Origin of the sequence: Buttiauxella sp. JUb87 (assembly GCF_004361975.1) — a bacterium.
Taxonomy (GTDB): domain Bacteria; phylum Pseudomonadota; class Gammaproteobacteria; order Enterobacterales; family Enterobacteriaceae; genus Buttiauxella; species Buttiauxella ferragutiae.
This window is the reverse complement of record NZ_SNVY01000001.1, coordinates 808463-827259: the sequence shown is the minus strand read 5'-3', so window position 1 is coordinate 827259 and position 18797 is coordinate 808463. Positions and strand designations below refer to the sequence as shown.

Here is an 18797-nt window from a genome sequence, read left to right as displayed (position 1 = left end):
ATGAAAACACGTAAGATTGGATTAGCAAACTATCTTGCCTATGGATCGGGCGACTTTCTTGGTGCAGGCACAACTGCGTTGACCGCTGCATGGCTACTCTATTTCTATACTACTTTCTGTGGACTGACACCGATTGAGGCGACATTCATTTTCGCCCTGGCCCGCGTGCTTGATGCGGTCGTTAGTCCGTTGATGGGCTTCCTGACCGATAACTTTGGTTCAACCTGGCTTGGTAAACGTTTCGGTCGCCGTAAGTTCTTTATTCTGCTCGGCATTCCATTAGTCTTCAGCTACAGCTTCATGTGGGTTGGTGAGATGAGTTACTGGTATTACCTGGTAACCTATCTGATTTTTGACGTGGTCTACACCATGATTCTGGTGCCTTACGAAACACTGGTACCGGAAATGACAGATGACTTTAAGCAGAAAACGAAATTCTCCGGTGCGCGTATCTCAATGGCACAGTTGTCGGCAATTCTTGCCGCATTCCTGCCGGGTATTCTGTTAAGTCACTTTGGTAAAGACAACGCGATTTCCTTCTTCTACTCAAGCCTGGTCTTCGCTTCAATCTGCGCAATTGTACTGACTCTGGTGTGGTTCTTTACCTGGGAACGCCCGCGTAGCGAGTGGACGGAAGCCGCACTGCGCGCCGAAGAAGAGAAGAAAAACCTGACCTTTGCTCAGAGTATGAAACGTTTGAACGTTGAGCTTACCTCAACGTTGCGAGTGAAGATTTTCCGTCAACACCTCGGTATGTATCTGGGCGGCTACATCGCGCAGGACGTGTTCAACGCCGTGTTTACCTATTACGTGGTGTTTGTGTTGATGCAAAGTGCAGCGATGGCATCCAGCCTGATGGGTACGATGGCCATTCTGCAATTTGTCGCGGTTATCGGCATGATCCCGCTGTGTATTAAGTACGGCCCGGCACCTTCTTACCGTTTAGTGGTGACATTGTTCGGCATGAGCTCCATTTCTTTCGCGGTGCTGTATTACGCCGGTTTAAGCGACGTCTTCTCGTTGCTGTTGCTGGTTTCTGCACTTGCTGGTCTGGGCCGCGGCGGTATCAACTACGTACCGTGGAACATCTACACTTACATTGCAGATGTGGACGAAGTTATTACCGGCCAACGCCGTGAAGGTATCTTCGCCGGGATTATGACTCTGACGCGTAAAGCCTCTCAGGCTGGTGCGGTGATGCTGGTGGGTATTGTGATGCAGTTTTCCGGTTTTGTTTCCGGGCAGACCACGCAGCCACCTGCGGTAAGCCATACCATTTTAATGATTCTGAGTTTTGGTACGGTCGCGGTACTGATTTGCGGTTTCTTAATTTCCTTACGCTTTAAATTGAATATGCAAACTCACAGTGTGCTACGTGAAGAAACAGCGAAGATGCGTGAGGCTGGCCGCGCGGTGCCGGAAGCAATTACCCCAGAAGCGCGAGCGACTGTAGAACTGCTGGCAGGCATGCCATATGACTCGCTATGGGGCAACAACAATATTGGTTATCTCAATCGTAACAAGCCTGCAGCACCATCGTTGAAAAAGGCTTCAGCATTAAATTCGAATACATCACAGAGGTTAAGTTAATGATCATTTATCCCGTCAAACACAGCCCATTACTGTGCCAGCCGGAGCATTTTATTGCCCGGGATGAGCTTAATACCCTGATCCACAAGGTGACGGACAATCTGATTAATATTAAGGATGAAACGGGCCAATTCTTGCTGCGTCTGGATGACGGACGAGTCATTGATACCAAAGGCTGGGCAGGTTGGGAGTGGACTCATGGGGTCGGCTTGTACGGCATTTATCAATATTATCGTCAGACTGGCGATAAGAAGATGTGTGAGATTATTGATGACTGGTTCACCGACCGTTTTGCTGAAGGTGCAACCACCAAAAACGTCAATACTATGGCGCCATTCCTGACGCTGGCGTATCGCTACGAAGAAACGCGCGATCCGTCCTATTTACCGTGGCTGGAAAGCTGGGCGGAGTGGGCGATGTACGAAATGCCGCGCACCGAACACGGTGGCATGCAACACATTACGCTGGCGGAAGAAAATCATCAGCAAATGTGGGATGACACGCTGATGATGACCGTGTTGCCGCTGGCGAAAATTGGCAAATTGCTTAATCGCCCGGAATATGTCGAAGAAGCAACTTATCAGTTCCTGCTGCACGTACAGAACTTGATGGACCGTGAAACCGGGCTGTGGTTCCACGGCTGGAATTACGAAGGTAACCATAACTTTGCTCAGGCGCGTTGGGCGCGTGGCAATAGCTGGCTGACCATTGTGATTCCTGACTTCCTTGAGCTTGTCGATTTGCCAGAAAATAACGCGGTGCGTCGTTATCTGGTGCAAGTACTGGAAAGCCAGGTGGCTGCGTTGGCAAAATGCCAGGATGAGAGCGGTTTGTGGCACACCTTGCTTGATGACCCAAATTCCTATCTGGAAGCGTCAGCGACGGCAGGTTTTGCCTACGGCATTCTGAAAGGTATCCGTAAGCGCTATATCGGCAAACAGTATGCCGAAGTGGCGGAAAAGGCGATGAAGGGTGTTGTGAAAAATATCTCGCCAGATGGGGAGTTGTTGCAGGTTTCATTTGGTACGGGAATGGGCAGTAATCTGGAGTTCTATCGCCAGATCCCACTGACGTCTATGCCATACGGCCAGGCGATGGCGATCCTCTGTCTGGGTGAGTATCTGCGCATTTATCTGTAAGTTCATCGTGCAGGCCTGGGGAACCGGGTCTGCAATTTTTCATAAAATCAAATAGACTCGTCATTACTGCAAAGTTCCGCCAATTTAATAATAAATAAATGGCGTATTGTGTCGCGCATTTCATTATTATTCATGTCGTCGATAAGCCTTCCACTGCTTTCCCCCCTTAACGATATTCGAATGGCGAGGCTGCGCTTCCCGTTCATCTCTCCCTGCTTGTTAATCCACGTTCTGGATTAATAATTAACCGATGCTGGCGTTGTTTTTGCTGTGCCTTCATCAGGAAACATTTGATGTCAATTTCCCCGTTAGCTCGGGTGGCCAGTAACAGTGTGGTTGAGCCTGGTGTTGTGCTCGGCGCTCACGTGAGCATTGGTCCATTTTGTGTTATTTCCGCAGGTGTAGTTATTGGCGAGGGAACCATAGTCGGCTCGCATTCTGTCATTAATGGGCTTACCACCATTGGGCGCGATAACACTATTGGTCAATATGCTTCTATAGGTGAAGTTAATCAGGATCTTAAATACGCTAACGAACCGACAAAGCTAGTCATTGGTGACCGTAATCAGATTGGCACAAAATCCACACTTCATCGCGGCACAATTCAGGGGCAAGGTACCACCTTGATTGGCAATGACAATCGCTTTCTCGATGGTGTTCACATCGGCCATGATTGCGTAGTGGGTAACGGCACGTTGATGGGCGACAACAGCGGATTAGCCGGGCATGTGATTCTTGATGATGGGGCGCAGGTTGGTTTCCTGTGTGCCATTCACCAGTTTTGTGTGTTGGGCGCACATGCCAGAGTGGCAGACCAGTCGGGCGTGGTGCAGGATATTCCACCATTCGTGATGGCCTATGGTAACCATGCGAGTCCTACCGGCGTAGATGTTAATGCAGCAGCCTTTCTGGCATTAGAAGCCAGGCAGCAGGATTTTGTGCATACGCTTTATAGCATGCTGTATCAGCAGTCTTTATCGATTGATGAAGTGAAGATCGCGGTAAAAGCATCGCTCAGCGATTTCGCTATTGCGGCTGTTTATGAACGGTTTTTTGCGCATTCAGCGCGTGGGATTATTCGTTAAACTCATTCAAAGCAGGCTCGCCGTATAAAACGGCGAGCCTTGTACTGTTACATACGTTCTACGGTTTCGATACCCAGAGTATCCAGACCTAATTTCAGCGTTTTCGCTGTCAGCAGCGCCAGTTTCAGGCGGCTGTTACGTGCTTCTTCAGAGTCTGCGGCCAGAATTGGGCAGTGCTCATAGAAACCAGAGAACAGACCGGCAACATCGTACAGATAAGTACACATCACATGCGGCGTACCGTCACGCGCAACCACATTCAGCGTTTCTTCAAATTGCAGCAAACGTGCCGCCAACTGGGCTTCACGATCTTCACGAATCACGACTGGCGCTTTTAGCAGTTCTGTTTCGTCGATAGCGGCTTTGCGGAACACGGAAAGCACACGTGTGTAGGCATACTGCATATACGGCGCAGTATTACCTTCAAAGGCCAGCATGTTGTCCCAGTCGAAGATATAGTCGGTGGTACGGTTCTTCGAAAGATCCGCGTATTTCACCGCACCAATACCGACTGCATTTGCCAGCGCTTCCAGTTCGTCAGCAGGCATATCCGGGTTTTTCTCAGTCACCAGGCGGCGTGCGCGTTCCAGCGCTTCATCCAGCAGGTCGGTCAGTTTTACGGTGCCACCGGAACGGGTTTTGAACGGTTTGCCGTCTTTGCCCAGCATCATGCCGAACATATGGTGCTCTAACGGTACAGAATCTGGCACGTAACCGGCTTTGCGCACGATGGTCCACGCCTGCATCAGGTGCTGGTGCTGGCGGGAGTCGATGAAGTACAGCACGCGGTCAGCATGCAGGGTTTCATAACGATATTTCGCACACGCGATATCGGTCGTGGTGTACAGGTAGCCGCCATCCTTTTTCTGGATGATGACGCCCATCGGCTCACCTTCTTTATTCTGGTATTCGTCGAGGAAGACCACGGTTGCGCCTTCGCTTTCAACCGCCAGACCTTTTGCTTTCAGGTCAGCGACAATGCCCGGCAGCATTGGGTTGTACAGGCTTTCACCCATCACGTCGTCGCGGGTCAGGGTCACGTTCAGGCGCTGGTAAGTAATTTGGTTTTGCGTCATGGTCACATCGACCAGTTTGCGCCACATGGTGCGGCAGTATTCATCACCGCCTTGCAGTTTCACCACATATGCACGAGCGCGTTCGGCAAATTCAGCATCTTCGTCGTAATGCTTTTTCGCGGCGCGATAAAACTCTTCGAGATCGGACAGCGCCATTTCACCGGCATTTTCTTGCTGCTGTTTTTCAAGATACGCGATCAGCATGCCGAACTGCGTACCCCAGTCACCAACGTGGTTAGCGCGGATAACTTTATGGCCGAGGAATTCCAGAGTACGCACCGCGGCATCACCAATGATGGTGGAACGCACGTGACCGACGTGCATTTCTTTCGCCACGTTTGGCGCAGAGTAATCAACCACCACGGTTTTCGGTTCGGAAATGGTCACGCCTACGCGATCTGAGCTGACTGCCGCATCGACACTTTTCGCCAGGAATTCCGGGTCGAGGAAAATATTGATGAAGCCAGGGCCGGCGATTTCAACTTTGCTGGCAATGCCGGTCAAATCCAGATTCGCAATCACCAACTCTGCGACTTGTCGTGGTGGCTTGCCCAGTGATTTCGCAACTGACATCACGCCATTGGCCTGATAGTCGCCGAACTGAACTTTTGCTGACTGACGAACTTGCGGTTCGCAATCCGCAGGCGCACCTGCGGCAATCAGTGCCTGACTGACTTTATCTGAGAGAAGAGCCTGAATATTCACCGGGATACCTTACTTTTGCTTATGGCAGCCGTTAATTTACAGCAGCCGTATCGTTGGGGATAAAATTAGGGCGTAAGTATAACTGTATTTAATCCCTTGAGTCAGCAAAAGCCTTGCCCAGTGCGCCCTGTACTACTCTTAACGGTATAGGGTTTAACCATTCAGAAAATTAGCCGCCCAATGGGTGTTGGTGATGCTGAATGAAAAAGGTAGATTAGCCCCCATTCGTGATTTGAGAGGATAGGGTGATGGCCAACTGGCAGACAATTGAACAACTGAATGATATTTCAGCGGATCTCCCGCGTTTTACCGAAGCGTTAGCTAACCTTGCTGCGCGCCTTGACCTGGAAATAGCTCCGCTTGACGCCGATCACATTTCATTGCGTTGCCATCAAAATACAACGGCGCAACGTTGGCGCGAAGGTCTGGAAAAATGTGGGACGTTGCTTTCAGAAAATATCATTAATGACCGGCCAATTTGCCTGTTTAAGCTCGATGAACCGATTTGTGTTGCACACTGGAAATTTAGCGTCGTTGAACTGCCGTGGCCGGGTGAAAAACGCTACCCGCATGAAGGTTGGGAACATGTGGAAATTGTGCTGCCGGGCGAGCCTGCAACACTGAATGCGCGGGCGCTGGATTTAATGTCTGACGCGGGGTTGCGCCAGACGGGAATTTCGGTGAAAACCAGTTCGCCAAAAGGTGAACGTGAACGCTTGCCAAACCCAACACTGGCGGTCACGGACGGCAAAGTGACCATCAAATTCCATCCGTGGAGTATTGAAGAGATTGTTGCCAGTGAGCTAGCGGATTGATTGTACAGCCGCCTTCATTCGTTTAATCGCTTCTTCAAGGTTTGCCGATGTGCAACCGAAGTTAATCCGTACGAATTTTGCCTCGCCAAAGTCGGTGCCTGGCGAGAAGCCCAGGCCGGCTTTCTGGAAGAACAACGTAGGGTTGTCGACCGGTAAAGCCGTTGCATCGACCCATCCCAGATAAGTCGCTTGCGGTGTTGCCATGGTCAAACCAGGCATATTGTTAATCGCGCTTACCAGGCGGTCGCGGTTGCAACGCAAATACGGTAATAACTCCTGCAACCAGGATTCACCATCACGCCAGGCTGCGGTCGCGGCGGTCAATGCCAGCACATCAACGCTCGGCACAATGCCATCACGCGTGGTATTGAATTGCTTACGTAATTTCGGATCAGGGATAATCGCCAGTGATGCGCCAAGACCAGCGATATTAAAGGTTTTGGATGGCGAGAGCAGGGTAATGGAACGTTGTTCAGCGTCTGCACTCAGTGTTGCGAAAGGAATATGTTTCGCATCAGGCTCAAGTAACAAATCACCATGGATCTCATCCGAACAGACAATTAAATCATGGCGTTGTGCAAACTCGAGTTGCTGCTGCAATTCGTCGCGACGATAAACGGTACCGCCTGGGTTTTGCGGATTACACAGCATCAGCAGTTTTTCTTTGCCGGTGAGCAAGGGTTCGAGTGACGGTAAATCTATAACCCAGCGGCCATTTTCCAGACGTAATGGCGCATTGAGCTGTGGACGCTGGGCAAAAGCGGATGATTTTCTAAACGGGGGATAAATTGGTGTGGGGGCAATCGTTGATTCATTCGGTGAAGTGAAGGCTCTGACACTTAAATTCAGCCCCGCAACCACGCCGGGCAAAATGACAATCCACTCAGGTTTAATCTGCCATTGATAGCGGCTAGCCATGCGTTCAATGACCACTTCTATTAACTCTCGCGGCCTGACTCCGTAGCCGAAAACGCCGTGTTCAACCCGCTGATGGAGCGCATCGAGGATACAAGGAGGTGAGCGAAAGTCCATATCCGCCACCCACATTGGTAAAACCTCATCACCAAATTTATTCCACTTCGAGCTGTCGCTGTGACGACGGTCGATGCCTTCATCAAAATTGAATGCCATGATTATACTCGTCATATTTCAAGTTGCAGGGGTGATGGCTGCTCTCAATTATCCGAATCACTTACTCAAGTAAGCTCATCGGATAATCTCCTTTGCCGCCTACCTGCAACTCGAACTATTTAGAGTAAAGCTACCTTTTTGGGAGCGTCGTTTCAGATTATCATTCTGAACCTGTGGCACAACCACCTGGCTGAAGATTTTTAAGGAGTAATCAATGCCTTTGCTTGAGATATGTTGTTATGGAATTGACTGTGCAGTCACGGCGCAACAAGCAGGAGCGGACAGAATTGAGTTGTGTGCCGCGCCAAAAGAGGGGGGCTTGACCCCGTCTGCGGGCGTATTACGCCAGGTGAGGCAACGAGTTTCGATCCCCGTACATCCAATTATTCGCCCGCGCGGCGGCGATTTTTGTTACACAGATGCTGAATTTGAAACCATGCTCGAAGACATCGCGTTCGTGCGTGAATTGGGGTATCCGGGGTTGGTTATCGGCATGCTCGATGGTGAAGGGCATATTGATGTTCCTCGCATGAAGCGGGTGATGGAACAAGCTCAAGGAATGGCGGTAACGTTCCACCGTGCGTTCGATATGTGCCATAACCCTCATCAGGCGCTGGAGCAATTAACCGAATTGGGCGTGGCACGCATCCTGACTTCAGGCCAGCAGCAGAATGCTGAACTAGGACTTTCACTACTAAGGGAACTAAAACAGCTTTCCCGTGCTCCAATAATAATGGCGGGTGCAGGCGTCAGGCTGAGCAACTTGAAAAAGTTTGTCGAAGGCGGCATTGATGAAATGCATAGCTCTGCCGGGCAGACAGTGGCTTCACCGATGCGTTACCGTAAAGCGGGTGTATCAATGAGTGCTGATGCCGAAGCTGATGAATTTAACCGTTACTGCGTTGATGGCGACGTGGTGGCTGCAATGAAGGCTGTGTTGGTTGCAAGTGAGCCTGCAACTTGAAAGATGAAGGCTGAAAGTTTTTGACCGTGCATCATGTTGCCCATGTGATGCTCGCTCGTACCAGGCCCCAGCGTATTGCTGGGGCTTTTTTTATTTATATCTATAAGCTTATTTTCTATTTCTCGTCATAAATACAGTTGATTTTTGAGAAATAATAAATGGAAAACTAAGATTGTGCGGATGTTATTTCTAATACCGCTTTTTGCTTCTTAATTCTTCTGGCGAGAACTGTAGAGCACACGAAGCCAAGCAGGCTGAAGGTTACCATCATGCTAAATACATAATTATATCCGGTAATTCCTTTAAAATTATCCAGAAGAGCACCGTATAGGGTATAAGCAAACATTGCTGGCATGTAACCTATGATGCAACCAAATGCCATTGCTGAACCACTATACTGACGTGATATTCCGATCTCATCCATCGGAGCAAAGAATATCGCACGTTGGGAAAATATTATTGCGCCAAATCCTAACGTTACCGCCATACCTACATAGACATTCATGGATTGGTGAGGTAACTGAATGAAGCAGATCATGGCAATAGCAGCGAGCAGGAATGTCCACTTCAAATAGACTGTCGGAGATTTGGTTACTTTATCGGCAAGGAATCCACCAATAGGACCACCGACCATTTTTAACGCATATTGGTTGATGATACCGTAAGCCCCAACAAGGGCAACGGGTAACATATAGATATCCTTTAAGAAAGGAATGAAATAAGTTAATCCACAGTAAGCCGCATATACAAAGAATATGCCAAATGCAGCCAGCCAGACGTTTGCACAGGAAAGGACATGCTTGATACCTCTGATGACTTCCATATTCGCATTGCTGTTATCCTGAGTGGTAACTTTGTCATCATCATCAACAATGAAGTATGTAACAACACCTACAGCAAGTGTTATTAGCGTGTAGAAAAGTAGACCAGCCTGCATGCCTGCTTTTCCCTCGCCGAATTGAACAAAAATAAACAATGCTCCTGATGCGACAATGACATCCACTACGCCACGTCCAGCCTCAAGAAAACCAAACATTCGTCCTTGTTCTTCTTTATTTCCCAGCAGGCGTACCGCTTTTAATAACACGGGCCAGAAAATAACATCCCCAAAGAAGGCCATTGCCGCAAAGCAAAGCAGGAAGCCTGTAAATGAAGGCAGGGTTGATAAATACAACCCACATAGTCCAACACCAATCAATCCAAAGGGTAACAGTATTTTCTTAGAGTAGCGGTCAGCAATATAAAGAGAAAGAAATAGTCCTGTTGTCTGGACTATTGTATATACAGTAAAACCAAGACCAATCTGTGTGTTAGTTAAACCCCAATCATTTTGCATTGGGACGTAAAATACATCCTTCATACTTGAAAGCTTAAATATCGTTCCACCGCCAAGGACTAAAAAACACAGTCGTGCCCACTTGTTCATGAACATAATTATTCCTTCACTTACATAGAAGCGTAGAGAGATTAACTTTCTATATTCACGATTGAGCAATGTCACTGTGATTAGAAAGTTATGTAAATTGTGCCTGTGATGTTGATTGGAAATACTTTAAATTATTTTTCGTTAATAAATTTATTACATATATTTCTGACGTAGTGTATTTGCTCTATTGCGTGTTCTGCTTCCTGAGCAAGGCGTTCATCAACTTTATCGGTTTCAGGAAGTGGCGTATAACTTGCGGTTCTCCAGGGTATCCATGGATTATCGCCTTCATCATCGAAACGGAAAGCAGGGGCGAAGTATTCGACTTCTTCCTCCAGTCCGAAAGAAATTACCTGGGGCTTATCTTCTCCAAGCAGCAGTAACTCCCTGAGCATGTCTTCCATTGGTAATTCCCCATACCCCGAGCGGCATGCTTCATGCGCCCATCCGGAATTATCCTTAATGATTTTGGCATCTTTTACATGTACTTGTGTTATATAAGGAGCCATTGCGCGTAGGGCGTCGAGTGGTTTTTCGTTAGCATTGATCATATTGCCAAAATCAAAAAGAATTGAGAGATTCTTCATCCCGCTATGTTTTACTAAGCTGACCAGTTCCTCCCCTTTCAAATCTTCATGCTGCTCAATTGTGAATGTTAAGCCGCAATCATCAAATTGAGATAAGTATTCTATATCCAGGCTTATTTTTTTCATTACATCTTGCAGATGCCCTTCATAGCGAGGATAAAAACGTACTGATGATGCGCCTGTCAGGTGGGCAATCCTGATGGCATCATTCAGAGTTTTTTGATCAGAAGCGCTTGTCTCAATATTAACATCAAGGCCGTAGTTTTCTGCTTTCTTCCTGAAATCAATTAACTGAAGGTCACTCAGCATTTGTAATGCCTGAGACTCACCATCTTCAACATGAATTTTCACACCCCGTAATTGGTTCTGATGTGCGATATCCAGTAGATCTCCTGGCAAAATTCGTTCGTATCGCATATTTAAATGAAATGCGTAGGCATGTAAATATAGGGGGATATTCCTGGCTCGCTCAGCAAGGCAGACTCTTTCAGATGTTTTCATTTTTACCCTCATTCATCCTGGATATATAGTTCAACGGACTCCAATCTCCAGTATTCGAAGTCAACTTGAACGACTCTTTTTTCACGCGTTGCCCGATGCTTTTCAACCAGAATAACGAACGAATTTGGCGCAACACCTAATTCCTTGCAAGCCTGGTCGGGTATTTTTACGGGCTTAAATAGCATGCTTTTTATACTCAAAAACTGGCCATATTCTTTTTCCCAGACATCTGCAAATGACTGATTGTGTATTTTTTTGATAAAGTCAGGGGCAAAGTCAGCATCAATATAAGACTCGTGATAAAAAACTTTGTGCCCATCAAGGCCACACCAGCCAGTAACTCGATAACTGCGAGAATTATCTGAGAAAGCCTTTGCCACATTAAGGGGGGGCACTTCGCACTGTTCTTCTTCCAGGTATCCCCAAAATGGTTGCCGCCCCTGCGCCCGGGCTTCTGCATTAAAGCTGGACTGTGCTTTAGGGTTATAGATGAATCGCTTGGGGGCAATAAACCAGCCGCTACGATTTTTCCTGAAGATAAGGGATGCAACTTCCAACTCCAGCAAAACTTGCCGTAATGTCATTCTTCGGGTATCCAGCAATTCACATAGTTCCCGCTCTGAAGGAAGCCGTGAACCCGGTGTCAAATTTGTCTCAGATAACCACCTTTCCAGGCGTTCTCTGTTGATATCTACATTGCTTATATTTTTCATTTTTCGCCAGACTGGTATAAACCAATTTTTCCCTACGGTAAGATATTCTGATGAAACGGCAAGTTATTTCTCAAAACATGATCATAATTTGTGCCTTTGATCTCAGATATCGGCATTGTTGAGTAAAGGCTTGATGCTTCTTTCTTTGAATGGGCAGATCCTGTCATCTTTTTCTTCTCAGACTTTTCCTGTGCACTTTTTTCCCGAAACCCTCCCCGAAACGCGCTTTAATCCTCTGCTAGACTTTAGTTTTATTAATATCCATTAATGGCTGAGGAGTAGTGAAAATGACGTTATCCAGCAAAGAGCCATCTGGCAAAATAACGAATCGCGATCATTTACGTTTCCATCGTATTCACCAGCATTTAACGCCAACCTTCGGGGAAAGTTGGTTTGCATTAAAAGCTGAAGCGTTTGCCCGGTTTTTTGGCACGCCTTTTTTTCTTGGCGCACAAACTCTTATTGTTTTAGTTTGGATCGTTCTTAACGTTACGGGCGTGAGCCATTTTGACCTCTATCCATTTATCTTGTTAAACCTGGCATTTAGTCTCCAGGCTGCTTATGCCGCTCCACTCATTTTACTTGCGCAAACGCGCCAGGCTGAAAGGGATAAAGCACACGGGGAAGCTGATGCTTTGCATCGGGAAGATTTAGCGCAGGCCAATGAAAAACGATTAAAATTTGCAGCAGAACAAGCCGAACAGATGATCAAATTGATTGAGATGAATACTGAGCTAACCAATGTCACTAAAGAGCTAACAGAACGCATCGAGAAAATAGCTGAACAGTTGCATAAACAACTAGTGAAATAGACATGCTGTGAGCGTTATGCATGGCGACCCAGCATAGAGATGTTCTCTGCGTCATAGCCGTTCTCTGAGACTTTGATTCTCGATATACATAATGACAGCAATAAAATGGGTGGTTGTAGCTAATTTGTTAAATATTGGTTGTTTTTGTTGCTTTGTACATAGCGTTACATACGGATACCAATCACTCAATGAATAGAGTGGTCCATTTCTTTATTATCAAAATCCCTTTAGAAATATGTTGATAGAGTAATATTTTCTATTTTATTTGGTTTCGATAAAGTTGTGCCGATCATGAAAATAAATAAAGCTATTTTATTGCACATTTCCATGGCAATCCTTGCTGCTTTGGTTTTAACCATTCCACCTTTTATCGATAGCTTACAACCGGCATTAAAATTTCTACCATTAATAAAAACAATGGAAGGTACACGTAAAGTTCAGGCAGAGAAAATGGCAACCATTTCGTATGCTCTGAATGGTCACGCCATTTTCTTCCTCGGAGCATCGGAAGTTGCCACGTCTGAAGATGAGCATTTTGCGGTATATAATTTTTTTAATACCAAACTGCATCAGCCCACTGTGGCCTACGGTGATAGCTTCGTCGATAACATGACGCAACTCGCCTTGCTGACGCGCTTTAAACAAGATCTGTCACCAAAAACGAAACTGGTATTGCTCTTGTCACCCGATAGTTTCTTTTTTGATGGTATTCCTCCGACGATTTTCGCTGACCATTTCCCGGACTCGGTGTTTAAACCATTAATGTCAGATGCCACTATGCGTCCTGTTTTGACCCATTATTTAACCCATATCGATGCGCAAGATGTGGATCATCTCACTTTTAGCCAGATGCGTATTTTTGGCTGGCACACAAAAATTGTCTGGCGTGAAATTAAATATCAGTTCTCTTCATTCTGCGAAATGATCAGAGATTATTTCTTATCACTGGCACATATTCGCCAGTCAAATACGCAGCCGTGGCCGGTGGCGCCCGCTAACGAGTTAAATATTGACTGGAATGCAGAATTACAGCAAGCCCAGCAACTTAACCGTGCTCGTCATGAAAGTGCCGCCACGTTATGGATGGATCAAGAGATATTTGCCGAAGATAAAACGCCAGAAGATTGGTATACCGCGCCTCCATCGGGTCGAGAAAAAGAGTCGTTTATAGCAATGATGAAGCTGCTGCATGAACGCCAGGTTAATGTCGTCGTCATTATCGATCCGCTTAATCCGTGGGCGCTAAAGAATACGGATAAATTCCAGCCGACAGATCGTTTTATCCAGCAGACGTTGAAAAAATATAACACGCCTTATTTTGATATGTACGACCAAAGCTATCAACCGGGATGGAACTGGGATCGTCTTCATCCTACTGAACTGGCATGGGTGGCCATGGACCGTTTTATTTCTGAGGCATTCAAAAAATGAAAAAAGCCATCCGACTCTTTTTCCTTTATCTGTTTCTGCTGGTAACCATCGTGACATGGTCTTCAGTGGATAACAGCATGAATATCAAACTGCATTTTGAATATCAGCAATTTTAGGAGTCAGTGAATGTATACCAGTGCACCTTTCTTTGCTGTGTTGTTTGCCAGTTCGCTATTGTTTGCGGGCGTTAATCGTTTGCTGGGTAACCGATTGACCTACGCTTCACTGTTTTCTGCGTTTGCATTAATTGCTGTCTGGGGATACGTTTTCAAAAACCAGATAACCATTCCATTATTGATGTTTGCGTATTTATACGTGATTGCGGCTTTAAAAGATAAGTCGTGGCTGAAAACCTGGCAGCCGGTGACATTGAGTTTGCTGCCATTGGTTCTGGTTAAATTACATCTGAATAATCATTGGGGAATGTTAGGTCTTTCTTTCATGACTTTCAGAGCGGTGGACGTTTTACTTTATCGCAATAAGAAAGATTCCCGCAATTTCTTCCAGTACTTTAGTTACCTCTTTTTACCCTTTGTTATTCTCGCCGGGCCGATGTATCGCTGGCGAAGCTGGGTTCAGGATATCACTCAACCTAAATTTCGGCTGACAACTGCGGTGTTCCTGCAATCTATGGAACAAATCTTTTATGGCATCGTGCAGAAATTTTTGTTTGCCATGTTGATTGATAACCTGGTGATTAGCCACTGGAGCCATCGGCCTTTTACGCTGACTGTTGGCGTAGTGATGTCGCTGGCATATAGCTTCTATCTCTATTTTGATTTTGCGGGTTACAGCAATATGGCGATAGGCGCCGGGCGTTTGTTTGGGCTGAATTTACCCGCCAATTTCAATTTACCGATACTGGCAAAAAACCCGCAAGATTTCTGGCGTCGGTTCCATATTAGCTTATCGGAGTGGTTGCGAGACGTAGTCTTTATGCCGATTTATATGAATCTGATGAAGGTGGAGTTTTTCAGAAACCACAAAGTGATAGCGCAAAATATCGGTATTTTCTGCACGCTGTTTTGCATGGGAGCCTGGAATGGACTGGAGCTGAATTACGTTGTCAGCGGTGCGTTGTTTGGTGGCATATCGGTTATTCACAATATGATCCTTTGGCTGGCAAAGCGCAGCCAAAAAATGTCCACATGGTTAAAAATGCCTTTAATTGTCTTTATGGGGCGAATGTTGACGCTGGCAAGTGCAGCAGCCTCTCTTTATATTTTTAGCGGAATGTCTCCTGTATGAAGAATAATGACGAATTACAACAGCTAAGTGATTATCTACATGCTGTGTTACTTGCACCGAAAAACGCTCAGCAATTGGCGATAAGTGGCAGCGATGATAGTTTGAGCTGGCGGCAACTCGGTTGTACTGTGCTTGACTGGGCGGAACGTTTTGCTGTGCTAAAACTCGCTAAGAATGTTCCTGTGGTGCTTTATGGACATCAACAAGCAGAGTTTGCCAGCGCCATCTATAGTTGTTTATTACATCAAATCCCCTATATTCCAGTTGATAATATCTATCCGGCAGAACGCCTGAAAGAAATCTGTGAATTAGCCCGTGCGCCTTATTATTACGACGTTCAGCAAAAGGTATTTGTAGCAACCGGAGTCACGGCTCAGCAGTTGGAAGAGCAGGATTTAGCCTACATTATGTTTACTTCGGGGAGCACCGGTAAACCTAAAGGAGTGCAGATTGGTCGCGAAAGCGTCTGGAATTTCATGCAGTGGGTTCGCAATGATTTTTCTTTGCCTGCGCATCCGGTGCTGATGAATCACGCGGTATTCAGTTTTGATTTATCGTTAATTCCATTACTCGGCAATTTGGCGACTGGAGGTCATATCGTGCTTAATGCTAAAGAGGATATTACTGCGGATAACTGGCTAGCCCATTTGCAACAGCAAAAAGTCTCTGTATGGGTTTCTACTCCATCTTTCGCTTATCAAAAATTATTGCTACCAGAATTTCGTGCAGAATATCTCAGCGATCTGAAAGTTTTTGTCTTTATTGGTGAGGTGCTGAGTAAAACCCTGGTAAAACATCTGCGCCGTCTTTTCCCTGAGGCAAAAATACTCAACTCTTATGGCCCAACAGAGGCAACGATTGCCACCACAGTGATTGAGATAAGCGATGAGATCCTGCACGAAGAAGGAGATCTATTGCCTATCGGCGCGATGATGCCGCATTCAGAAATGGAAATTACCGCAGATAACGAATTAATTATCTGGGGTAAAAATGTGATGCGAGGCTATCTTGGATTACCAAAAGAGAATGCTGAAAAGCTTTTGTGGAATGAAAGTAAGCATTGGCGCGGCTACAAAAGCGGTGATTTAGGGCGCGCGGGTAAAGAGTATTTATATTGCCAGGGGCGTAACGACAGCCAGATTAAACTCAATGGCTATCGTATTGAAATTCATGAAATTGAAAGCCGATTGCTTGCGCTTTCAGGCGTCAGTGAAGCAGTGGTTTTACCGCTGACCAAAAAAGATGGTGCTGTATTACGCCTGGCTGCCTTTTGCGCTTCAAAGCTCTCGGAAAAAGAGATTAAAGCTAACCTCACGCAAATTTTACCGTCTTACATGGTGCCCTCGCAGATTGTCATCATGGATACCTTACCTCTTAACACTAACGGCAAAATTGACCGTAAATTACTCGATGTTCAGGCGCGTACCTGCTGAAGATCTAAGGGCATATATATGGAACAGAAAGTATTAGCGATATTTGAAAATGTGTTGTCCCGCAAAGTCGCGTTTAACGACGAGCTTATTGAATCCGATATTCTTGATTCAATTACTGCAGTAGATATCGTTCTGGAAGTGCAGGCAGAATTTGGCTGTGCTATTCCACCGACGGACGTTGCCAGTGTGTTGAAAACACCCGCAACGCTTGCGGCATGGATTGAAGAAAACGCCTGAGGTATAAAAAGCCCAGATTGCTGACAAAGGGTGATAAATGTGTTTTGTAGGGTGGGTAAGCGTTAGCGTCATCCACCATTTACGCCAGTGGTGTCGGATGACGCTGCGCTTATCTGACCTACGAAGAAGTTTGTCATCAGTCTCAAGCCCCGAGATTTATCGGGGCTGGATTGTGCAGATAATATTACGGTTTGCGCGCCACCAGAACGGCACGTAGCGGGGCAGGGTAGCCTTCGATAGTTTTGCTACTGTCATTCGGGTCAAGGAAATCGGCCAGCGATTCGGTCGTCAGCCAGCTAGTGCGGCGCTGTTCTTCGCTGGTGGTGTAGCAATGGTCGACAATTTTTACGTCAACAAAACCACATTTCTCCAGCCAGTTTTTCAACGCTAATGCCGATGGAATGTAATAGACGTTACGCATTTGCGCGTAGCGTTCGCCAGGCACCAGTACCGTATTTTCGTCGCCTTCTACCACCAACGTTTCCAGCACCAGTTCACCGTCTTTGGCTAACTGATTTTTCAACTGGTAAAGGTGGTCGAGCGGTGAACGGCGGTGATACAACACCCCCATCGAAAAGACGGTATCAAAGATGTTCAGCTCTGGCAGTTGCTCAATGCCAAGTGGCAGGACATGCGCGCGTTGGTCATTACCCAGCAGCTTACGCACCGCTTCGAACTGGCAAACGAACAGTTGCATTGGGTCGATACCCACAGCCAGATGCGCGCCCGCGCCAATCATGCGCCACAGGTGATAACCGCTCCCGCAGCCGACATCCAGAATCGTGCGCCCGGTAAGTGGAGAAATGTGTGGCAAAACACGATCCCACTTCAGGTCTGAACGCCATTCGGTGTCGATGTCCACGCCATACAGCGAATATGGCCCTTTGCGCCATGGCATCAGGTTGCGTAGCAGTTTTTCAATACCCAGACGCTGACCATCGCTGAGCGGTGCCTCAGATTCTGCCGTTACGCTGTGCAATAAATCCAGGCGATATGGCGCTAGTTCAGGCAGGTATTCAACGGTGTTGTACCAGTGTTTGAATTGACCGTGCAGGTTCTCGCGCTGCCAGGTGGCAATTTGCGCCGGCAGTGTTTCCAGCCACGGGGCCAGCGGGCTTTTTGCGATAAGCTGATAAAAATTACCAAAGTCGATCATGCAGGCGTTCCTGATTTCAGTGCAACCAAAGAGCCAAAATTAAAGCACTGGAACCATAATTCTGCGTGGTCAAATCCGGCTTGTTTGAGGCGTTTTTTATGTGTTTCGACAGAGTCGGTGAGCATCACGTTTTCCAGCATGCTGCGCTTTTGGCTGATTTCCAGCTCGCTGTAGCCGTTCGCACGTTTAAAATCGTGGTGCATATTGAACAGCAATTCGCCGACTTCGCCATCTTCAAAACTGAATTTTTCCGACAGCACTAACGCGCCGCCAGGGTTCAGCCCCTGATAGATTTTTTCCAGCAGCAGTTTGCGGTCATCGGGTTCAAGAAATTGCAGGGTGAAATTCAGCACCACCATCGAGGCATTTTCGATAACGATATCGCGGATATCACCTTCGATGACCTCGACCGGAGTTTGCGCTTTGAAGGCGTCAAGATGACGGCGGCAGCGCTCGACCATAGCAGGGGAGTTATCTACCGCGATAATTTTGCAGTTGTCGTGCTGGATGTTACGACGCACCGATAACGTTGCCGCGCCAAGTGAACAGCCAAGATCGTAAACCTGGCTACCCGGTGCCACAAAGCGCTCCGCCAGCATGCCAATCATCGAAATGATATTCGAGTAGCCTGGTACCGAACGTTGAATCATATCGGGGAACACTTCAGCTACGCGTTCGTCAAAGGTCCAGTCACCTAATTTGGCGATCGGGGCGGAAAACAAGGTATCGCGGTCAGACATAATGTTAA

The 18797-nt window shown here is 46.9% G+C and carries 17 protein-coding genes; 10 read left to right on the top strand and 7 right to left on the bottom strand.

From position 1 onward, the window contains the following. From EC843_RS03850 to lpxA, 3 genes are all read left to right on the top strand, one after another. On the top strand, nucleotides 1–1590 hold the full coding sequence (locus EC843_RS03850; RefSeq protein WP_064545843.1) for an MFS transporter: 1590 nt from the start codon (nucleotides 1–3) through the stop codon (nucleotides 1588–1590). Further along, on the top strand, nucleotides 1590–2729 hold the full coding sequence (locus EC843_RS03845; RefSeq protein WP_064545845.1) for a glycoside hydrolase family 105 protein: 1140 nt from the start codon (nucleotides 1590–1592) through the stop codon (nucleotides 2727–2729). Before EC843_RS03850 ends, EC843_RS03845 begins: the two co-directional genes overlap by 1 nt. A 293-nt stretch (nucleotides 2730–3022) precedes the next feature. Continuing rightward, the gene (lpxA, locus tag EC843_RS03840) at nucleotides 3023–3814 is read left to right on the top strand and encodes an acyl-ACP--UDP-N-acetylglucosamine O-acyltransferase (RefSeq protein WP_064545847.1); all 792 of its coding nucleotides are present in this window, start codon (nucleotides 3023–3025) and stop codon (nucleotides 3812–3814) included. A gap of 47 nt (nucleotides 3815–3861) precedes the next feature. Here the strand turns inward: lpxA and argS are convergent, their stop codons facing one another. After that, nucleotides 3862–5595 carry an arginine--tRNA ligase gene (gene argS, locus EC843_RS03835; RefSeq protein ID WP_064545850.1) on the bottom strand — a complete coding sequence of 578 codons (1734 nt, stop codon included), beginning with the start codon at nucleotides 5593–5595 and terminating at the stop codon, nucleotides 3862–3864. Nucleotides 5596–5843: 248 nt separating this feature from the next. On the opposite strand from argS, the gene EC843_RS03830 reads away from it, so the two are divergent. Then, nucleotides 5844–6410 carry a VOC family protein gene (locus EC843_RS03830; protein WP_064545852.1) on the top strand — a complete coding sequence of 189 codons (567 nt, stop codon included), beginning with the start codon at nucleotides 5844–5846 and terminating at the stop codon, nucleotides 6408–6410. On the opposite strand, the gene EC843_RS03825 is transcribed toward EC843_RS03830, so the two are convergent. Continuing rightward, nucleotides 6399–7541, bottom strand: coding sequence for a PatB family C-S lyase (locus EC843_RS03825; protein ID WP_133521663.1), 1143 nt, complete (start codon nucleotides 7539–7541; stop codon nucleotides 6399–6401). The two genes, EC843_RS03830 and EC843_RS03825, sit on opposite strands and share 12 nt — an antisense overlap. Before the next feature lie 214 nt (nucleotides 7542–7755). Here EC843_RS03825 and cutC point away from each other — a divergent pair, with 214 nt between their 5' ends. Further along, nucleotides 7756–8505, top strand: coding sequence for a copper homeostasis protein CutC (gene cutC / locus EC843_RS03820; RefSeq protein ID WP_064545856.1), 750 nt, complete (start codon nucleotides 7756–7758; stop codon nucleotides 8503–8505). A gap of 166 nt (nucleotides 8506–8671) precedes the next feature. Here cutC and EC843_RS03815 read toward each other — a convergent pair whose 3' ends face one another. The 3 genes from EC843_RS03815 to EC843_RS03805 all read right to left on the bottom strand — a co-directional run bounded on the left by EC843_RS03815 (nucleotide 8672) and on the right by EC843_RS03805 (nucleotide 11732). Continuing rightward, nucleotides 8672–9931 carry an MFS transporter gene (locus EC843_RS03815; protein WP_133521662.1) on the bottom strand — a complete coding sequence of 420 codons (1260 nt, stop codon included), beginning with the start codon at nucleotides 9929–9931 and terminating at the stop codon, nucleotides 8672–8674. A gap of 131 nt (nucleotides 9932–10062) precedes the next feature. After that, nucleotides 10063–11019, bottom strand: coding sequence for a TIM barrel protein (locus EC843_RS03810; protein ID WP_064546015.1), 957 nt, complete (start codon nucleotides 11017–11019; stop codon nucleotides 10063–10065). Nucleotides 11020–11027: 8 nt separating this feature from the next. Then, nucleotides 11028–11732, bottom strand: a complete 705-nt coding sequence (locus EC843_RS03805; protein ID WP_133521661.1) for a GntR family transcriptional regulator — start codon at nucleotides 11730–11732, stop codon at nucleotides 11028–11030. A gap of 287 nt (nucleotides 11733–12019) precedes the next feature. Between EC843_RS03805 and EC843_RS03800 the strand changes: the two genes are divergently transcribed. From EC843_RS03800 to EC843_RS03780, 5 genes are all read left to right on the top strand, one after another. Further along, nucleotides 12020–12544 (top strand): DUF1003 domain-containing protein, encoded by a 525-nt coding sequence (locus EC843_RS03800; protein ID WP_064545862.1) that lies wholly within the window; start codon nucleotides 12020–12022, stop codon nucleotides 12542–12544. A 291-nt stretch (nucleotides 12545–12835) separates the two neighbouring features. After that, a complete protein-coding gene (locus tag EC843_RS03795) occupies nucleotides 12836–13975 on the top strand; it encodes a D-alanyl-lipoteichoic acid biosynthesis protein DltD (protein ID WP_133521660.1) in 1140 nt (379 codons plus the stop codon). A gap of 126 nt (nucleotides 13976–14101) precedes the next feature. After that, nucleotides 14102–15223 carry an MBOAT family O-acyltransferase gene (locus tag EC843_RS03790; RefSeq protein WP_133521659.1) on the top strand — a complete coding sequence of 374 codons (1122 nt, stop codon included), beginning with the start codon at nucleotides 14102–14104 and terminating at the stop codon, nucleotides 15221–15223. Then, a complete protein-coding gene (locus EC843_RS03785; protein ID WP_133521658.1) occupies nucleotides 15220–16656 on the top strand; it encodes an AMP-binding protein in 1437 nt (478 codons plus the stop codon). The genes EC843_RS03790 and EC843_RS03785 overlap by 4 nt, the downstream gene beginning before the upstream one ends. Before the next feature lie 18 nt (nucleotides 16657–16674). Then, the gene (locus tag EC843_RS03780) at nucleotides 16675–16893 is read left to right on the top strand and encodes an acyl carrier protein (RefSeq protein ID WP_133521657.1); all 219 of its coding nucleotides are present in this window, start codon (nucleotides 16675–16677) and stop codon (nucleotides 16891–16893) included. A gap of 184 nt (nucleotides 16894–17077) precedes the next feature. Here EC843_RS03780 and cmoB read toward each other — a convergent pair whose 3' ends face one another. Beyond that, nucleotides 17078–18049, bottom strand: coding sequence for a tRNA 5-methoxyuridine(34)/uridine 5-oxyacetic acid(34) synthase CmoB (gene cmoB, locus EC843_RS03775; protein WP_064545872.1), 972 nt, complete (start codon nucleotides 18047–18049; stop codon nucleotides 17078–17080). After that, nucleotides 18046–18789, bottom strand: coding sequence for a carboxy-S-adenosyl-L-methionine synthase CmoA (cmoA, locus tag EC843_RS03770; protein WP_064545874.1), 744 nt, complete (start codon nucleotides 18787–18789; stop codon nucleotides 18046–18048). Before cmoA ends, cmoB begins: the two co-directional genes overlap by 4 nt. Between the last annotated feature and the right edge of the window lie 8 nt (nucleotides 18790–18797).